The 5,902-nt window shown below is 62.1% G+C and carries 5 protein-coding genes and 2 pseudogenes; 2 read left to right on the forward strand and 5 right to left on the reverse strand.

Annotated features, from left to right (window positions below; all coding sequences use genetic code 11):
* The 4 genes from NKJ06_RS33920 to NKJ06_RS33935 form a co-directional block, all read right to left on the reverse strand.
* Positions 1-585, reverse strand: a 585-nt coding sequence (locus NKJ06_RS33920) for a carbohydrate ABC transporter permease (protein ID WP_352812275.1), incomplete at its 3' end; no start/stop codon positions are given.
* The gene (locus tag NKJ06_RS33925; protein ID WP_502905671.1) at positions 582-1,538 is read right to left on the reverse strand and encodes a carbohydrate ABC transporter permease; all 957 of its coding nucleotides are present in this window, start codon (positions 1,536-1,538) and stop codon (positions 582-584) included. The genes NKJ06_RS33920 and NKJ06_RS33925, both read right to left, overlap by 4 nt.
* Complete coding sequence (locus tag NKJ06_RS33930) at positions 1,535-2,710, reverse strand: ABC transporter ATP-binding protein (protein WP_352812278.1); 1,176 nt, start codon at positions 2,708-2,710, stop codon at positions 1,535-1,537. The genes NKJ06_RS33925 and NKJ06_RS33930 overlap by 4 nt, the downstream gene beginning before the upstream one ends.
* Complete coding sequence (locus NKJ06_RS33935; RefSeq protein WP_352812280.1) at positions 2,710-4,209, reverse strand: alkaline phosphatase family protein; 1,500 nt, start codon at positions 4,207-4,209, stop codon at positions 2,710-2,712. The genes NKJ06_RS33930 and NKJ06_RS33935 overlap by 1 nt, the downstream gene beginning before the upstream one ends.
* A gap of 147 nt (positions 4,210-4,356) precedes the next feature.
* Here NKJ06_RS33935 and NKJ06_RS33940 point away from each other — a divergent pair.
* A pseudogene (locus tag NKJ06_RS33940) lies at positions 4,357-4,477 on the forward strand (IS481 family transposase); the annotation flags it as partial.
* Here NKJ06_RS33940 and NKJ06_RS33945 read toward each other — a convergent pair.
* Positions 4,439-4,955: pseudogene (locus NKJ06_RS33945) on the reverse strand (transposase); the annotation flags it as partial. The pseudogenes NKJ06_RS33940 and NKJ06_RS33945 sit on opposite strands and share 39 nt — an antisense overlap.
* 322 nt (positions 4,956-5,277) lie before the next feature.
* Between NKJ06_RS33945 and NKJ06_RS33950 the strand changes: the two are divergent.
* The coding region (locus tag NKJ06_RS33950) for an IS256 family transposase (RefSeq protein ID WP_352812282.1) at positions 5,278-5,902 on the forward strand (625 nt) is incomplete at its 3' end.

Raw genomic sequence — 5,902 nt, forward strand, 5'->3', positions numbered from 1 at the left:
CGGCAGCGCCATCGGCACCATGATCTTCCAGACAATGGAAAGTTCCGACAGCCCGTCGAGACGGGCGGCGTGAATGACGTCGTCGGGGATGGTCTTGAAGAACTGCCGGAACAGGAAAATGCCGAAGGGCGAGACGACGTACGGCAAGATCAGCGCCGCATAGGTGTTGAGGACGCCGATCTGGTAGCCGAGGATGAACAGCGGCAGCGACAGCACCTCATGCGGCAGGATCAGCGCGACCAGCACCATGGCGAACAGGAGGTTCTTGCCGGGGAAGTCGAGCTTGGCCAGCGCATAGGCCGCCGGAGCGCAGACAAGGGTTTGGAGAACCACGATCATGGTACAGACGAAGACACCGTTCAGCATGTATTGCGGCAACGGTGCTTCGGTCAGCGCCTGGGTATAGTTTTCGATGCCGTAAAACTGCGCAGGCCAGAAGGAGAAGGCGGCGCCGAAGATCTCGCCCCGCGGCTTGATCGACAGCGAGACCATCCACACGAAGGGAATGAGGATCAGGGCGCCGGTGATCAGCAAAGCGGCATGGCGAAGAATGGCCGATGGCGGCGCAAGGTGACGAATGCTCATTGGTAGTGAACCCTTTTGTCCAGCACGCGGGCCTGGATGAGCGTTAGCGCGACGACGATAAAGAGAAAGACGACGGCAACCGAAGCGCCATAGCCGGTGCGCAGGTACTCGAAGCTTTCGCGGTAGAGGGTGTAGATGAGCATCTCCGAGGCATGGCCCGGTCCGCCCTGGGTGAGGATCTGCACGGTGTCGAAGGTCTCGAAGGCCCGGAGCGCCACGACGATGAAGACGAACATGGAAACCGGGCCGAGCATCGGCAGGGTGACGGTGCGCAACCGGTCGAGCCAAAGGTCAGCGCCGTCAATGTCGGCGGCGTCATAGAGGCCCTGTGGTATCGACTTGAGCCCGGCGAGGAACAACACCATGGCATAGCCGAGGTTCTGCCAGATGCCGATGACCGCAAGGACCGGCAGCACCGTGTTCTCGTCGCGCAGCCAGTTGGCCGTTGGCAATCCGAGGCCGGCGAGCGTCTGGTTGACGAGGCCGATGGTGGGATGCAAGAGCGCCTCCCAGGCGATCGCCATGGCGGTCAGCGTCGCCATGAAGGGCAGGAAGTGTATGGCGCGGTAGAAGGCACGAAAGGACTTGCCGCTTTCGATCAGCAACGCGATCACAAGGCCGAGGATGATCGTGCCGGGCACGACGATTGCGACATAGAAGACGGTGTTGACGAGCGAAGCGCGAAAACCCTCGTCGGAGAAGACCTCTTTGAAGTTGCCGAGCCCGACGAAGGAGAGCGAACTGGCGCCGAACTGCCAGTCGGTGAGTGCAATGCCGAAGACGGCAAAGACTGGCAGGAAGAACAGGACGATGAGCAAGACGAGCGCCGGTCCAGCCAACGACCATGCGCTGAATGCTTCCGCAAGCCGGTGATTGCGCAGCGCCTTGCGGGTGCCGTGACGGTCCGCCGAAGAGCCGGCAGGTTTGGTTACGGTGGAAGAGGCGACGCTCATTGCGCGCGCTCCTTCATCCGCAGCACGGTCGCGCTCGAATGATCATCGGGGCGCAAGCGCTTACCATCAGCGGCAAACAGCGACAGACGTTCCGGCTTGACGCCGAGATGCAGGGTCTGGCCCGAGACGATCTGCGGCGCGCGTTCGGCCAGAAGTCGGGCAACGACCGGATGATCGCTTCCCGGGATGTCGAGATGGACGAAGAGGTCAGACCCCATGTGCTCGACCAGCCGGACCGCGCCGGTCAGAACATTCGGGCCACCGGCATCGACGAGATGGAATGCTTCGGGGCGGATGCCAAGGCTCAGAGCTGTACCTGGTCCGATATTGCCCGCAATGGAAAAGCTCGTGCCGGCGCAGTCGGCCAACCCGCCTTCGCGCAGCCTTGCATCCAGCATGTTGATCTTAGGCGAGCCGATGAACTCGGCGACGCGCCGGTCGTCGGGATCGGCATAGATCTCCCGCGGCGGGGCGACCTGCAGCAACTCGCCGTCGAGCATGACCGCCACCCGGTCCGACATGGTCATGGCCTCGGACTGATCGTGGGTGACATAGACGAAGGTGACGCCGAGCCGATTATGCAATTCCTTGATCTCGGCCCGCATCTGCACCCTGAGCTTGGCGTCGAGATTGGAGAGCGGCTCGTCCATCAGGAAAACGGCCGGCTCGCGCACCATGGCACGGCCAACGGCGACACGCTGGCGCTGGCCGCCTGACAGCTGACCGGGCTTGCGGGAAAGGAGGTGCCCGATGCCCAACGCCTTGGTGGTGCGCATGACGTCCCGTTCGATCTCGGCAAGTGTCGCCGTCGTTCTCGGCATGAACCGGCCGACCACAGGCAGCCGCTGCAAGGAGGACAGACGCCGCATACGCAAAGGCAACGCAATGTTCTGAGCAACCGTCATATGCGGGTAAAGCGCATAGGACTGGAACACCATCGCCACGTCACGCCGCTTCGGGCGCACCCCGTCGACCACGCGATCACCTATCGCGATCGAACCGCCGCTCTGCACCTCGAGGCCTGCGAGGATGCGCAGAAGCGTCGACTTTCCGCAGCCCGACGGACCCAGCAGCGTCAGAAACTCGCCATCCGCGATCTCAAGCGAAATGTCGCTTAAGACGGGTGTCGGCCCGAAAGTCTTTTTGATTGCGTTGATGGATATTCCGCTCATTACTCAGCAGCCTCCGCAATGTCGCTGGAGGCAGCCGAGCCACCTTCCAGGTAAGTTGTCTGATCCACACAAATGCGCCGGAGGGTCTGCCGGTAACCTTTGAGGCCAGTTTCGAAGACCTCCGGCTCCAATCTGATGGCAGGCAGGTCAGCGGCGTTTTGCAGTACTTCCCTCAGCACCCTTCCCGTCATTGACATCGGGATCGGGACTCCCAGGAGATGAAGAGCCGTGGGCGCGAAGTCGCAGATGCCAGATGGAACGTCTGAATTCTTCCCTGCATCCCGGAATGCCGCGCCTGCCACGATGCCGACCGCGGCAAGCTCTTTCGGATGCAGTCCGCCATGCACGCCAAGGCCCGGACGCCGCGCATCGTCGTACCAGGTTCTCCCCACCAGCCCGAACTCGTCGACGATGTCGTCGGCCCGGAACGAGAAATAGACGTCAGGCGCGCGCTCATGGTCGGCAAAGACCAGACTGCTGGCGAAACTACCGCGGGCTAAGCCCTCGACGGCGTTTCGAGGGGCCGTGAAGATCGGCCCGCACCAGGGCCGTTCGGTCAGGGCCTCAACGACACGACCCAGATTGTTTTCAGAACGATCGGCCAGGTAAAGTGCGCCGACCTGGCCGGGAACGACCACGAGGTCCACGCCAGCGTCTGGCGCCGGGCCCGGGCTGAAGCCATCAGCCTTTAATTCTTCGATGACCGAGACGCGGGTATGTGCTGTGATATGGCCATGATCGGAAGCGATGATGATTTGAACGCTGGCGGCCCCCCCCTCCGCTTCCCACCAGTCGAGCACGCGACCGAACTGTGCATCGCAAAAGGAAATGATTTCGCGGGTGGCGGCTGCCCCGGTTCCATGGAAATGCGAAGTCGTGTCGGGCTCGCCATAGGAAATAATCGTTACGTCCGGCTCCAGCTTCGGCCAGACGAAATCGAGAAAAGCGGACGTGATCCAGACTTGCCCATCGGTATCCGGCCCGCCTTGCGGTGGAGCGGGCGGCAACGGACCGAGATGGGCCTCTGCCTGGTCAAGCAGGCCATTGGGTGAACAGGCTTCACGGAAATGTCCGGAAAACCGGAGATGACCGAAAGCTTCTGCCTGGTGGTTGAATAGCCGCGTCGTCCCAGGGGTATTGGTAGCAAGGACCGCCAGGCTCTTTCCGGCCTTGTGAAGGATCTCACCCAGCGTCGGCGCAGTCATCAGACCGCCATTGCTTTCGCGGTTCAATCGCTCGATGAGGCGGGCATCGGCAGTGTCAACATAGAGTTGCGGCACGGCTTTTCGATCGACATACTTGTTAGCCACCATACCGTGCTTGCCGGATATCGCCCCTGTGACCAGGCTCGGAAACGCAACCCGCGTCTCGCTGGGATATACCGTTCGATGGCGGGACAATGTCGTACCGCTTCTTTGCACCCGAACTATGTTGGGGGTGAGCTCGGGACTGATCAGATCGGGGCGTAGCCCATCGAAGCTTACAACAAGAATTTTCATGGGACCGACCTGCGGACTTCATCATTCGTTGCAGTGCGGCATATCGGTTCCACGTAACAAATCTGCGACATATATCGAATAATACGGTTCAGTGGCGCCATTATTCGATGGAGAGCCCCGCTTATCTTCCGAATCAAAGGATGCGCTATGGGCCAAGTTCAGCATGGGAGCGCCACAGCGACAGAGGCGGTCCGTCGAGCGATACAGGGATAGTCAAGAGACCCTGAGGACGCTGGCCAAGCGCTACGGGATCAACCAGAAGACGGTTGGCATGCAGGGAGGGTCGAGCCCACGCGTAACTCTCGCCCTTCATCAACAGATGCCTGATCACGACAGAGAGTTTGCGTGCGGTTGCCACGGCCGCGACATGCTGGTCGCGCCGGGCTCGCACGCGCAGCAAGAAGGCTCGCAACGGTCCGGGAGCACGAGCGGCCGCCCAGGCCGCCTCGACGAGCATGCCGCGCGCATGACCACGGCCCTGCTTGGTGATCCGTCCGTGGTAGGGAGGCCCTGGCCCTGATTGCCGGACACTCGGATTCAGGCCAAGATAGCTCACAAGCTTCTGCGGCTCCTCGAAGCGCGACACGGCGCCGATCGCCGCCTTCATCTTCAAGAGTCGAGCGGGCAAGATCGCGCTCGATAACATGGAGGTCGTCGCCCAATCGGTCGAACTCGCGCAGATGCCGATCAATCGCGAGGCGCTCGTCTTCCGGCACGATCTGTTCGCTCAACCACGACCGGCCCTTGCCCGCGGCCTGCGGAAAACCTCCCACGGCACAAGCGCGTTCAGCTTCTCCAGTGGATCGCCGGCCTAGCTCAGTCGCACAAAGCGGTCGTCAATGTCCCAGAACCCGGCCTGTCCCCGTATCCGTCTCCTCGCGGCAAATCACCGGCCGATTGAATCAGAAATGGGTCGTGTCCCATCAGGTGGTGTAGCTCGGCGGTTATGAAGCCGCTTGCGAGCGCGCCGTTAGTAGCGCTGTAGCGAGCGAGCGGCTATGCGGTGGTCATCGGCGCTTTCCGGTAGGGTCTGGTTGCGACACCAACCTTTGACCGGAAGGACTACCGATGACCGACGACATGATGAACCTGCGCGCGCTCGTGGAGAAGACACCCGACGCCGATCTGTTGCGTGAGATGATCGGCTTTGCCGCCGAGCGTCTGATGGAGATGGAGGTGGGCGCCGCGACGGGTGCTGCCTATGGCGAGAAGAGCCCACTTCGGACGGCCCAGCGCAACGGCTACCGCGACCGGGACTGGGAGACTCGCGCCGGCACGGTCGAGCTGCGGATCCCGAAGCTGAGGAAGGGCTCCTACTTCCCGGGCTTCCTCGAACCGAGACGCATGGCCGAGAAGGCGCTGACCGCGGTGATCCAGGAAGCCTATATCCAGGGCATCTCGACACGCTCGGTCGACGACCTGGTCAAGGCGATGGGCATGAGCGGCATCTCCAAGAGCCAGGTCTCTCGGCTGTGCGAGGAGATCGACGGCAAGGTAAAGGCCTTCCTCGACCGGACGATCGAAGGCGACTGGCCATACCTGTGGATCGACGCCACCTACCTGAAGGTGCGCCGTGGCGGTCGCATCGTCTGCGTCGCCGTCATCATCGCCGTCGGGGTCAATGCGGACGGCCGACGCGAGGTGCTGGGCATGGAGGTCGGCACGTCTGAGGCCGAGCCGATCTGGACGGAGT

The sequence above is a fragment of the Mesorhizobium sp. M0293 genome (assembly GCF_040321735.1).
Taxonomy (GTDB): domain Bacteria; phylum Pseudomonadota; class Alphaproteobacteria; order Rhizobiales; family Rhizobiaceae; genus Mesorhizobium.

What these genes read in the sequence shown, in the direction of transcription:
- NKJ06_RS33925 (WP_502905671.1), bottom strand. Translation starts at nt 1,538, where the DNA reads ATGAGCGTCGCCTCTTCCACCGTAACCAAACCTGCCGGCTCTTCGGCG.
- NKJ06_RS33930 (WP_352812278.1), bottom strand. Translation starts at nt 2,710, where the DNA reads ATGAGCGGAATATCCATCAACGCAATCAAAAAGACTTTCGGGCCGACA.
- NKJ06_RS33935 (WP_352812280.1), bottom strand. Translation starts at nt 4,209, where the DNA reads ATGAAAATTCTTGTTGTAAGCTTCGATGGGCTACGCCCCGATCTGATC.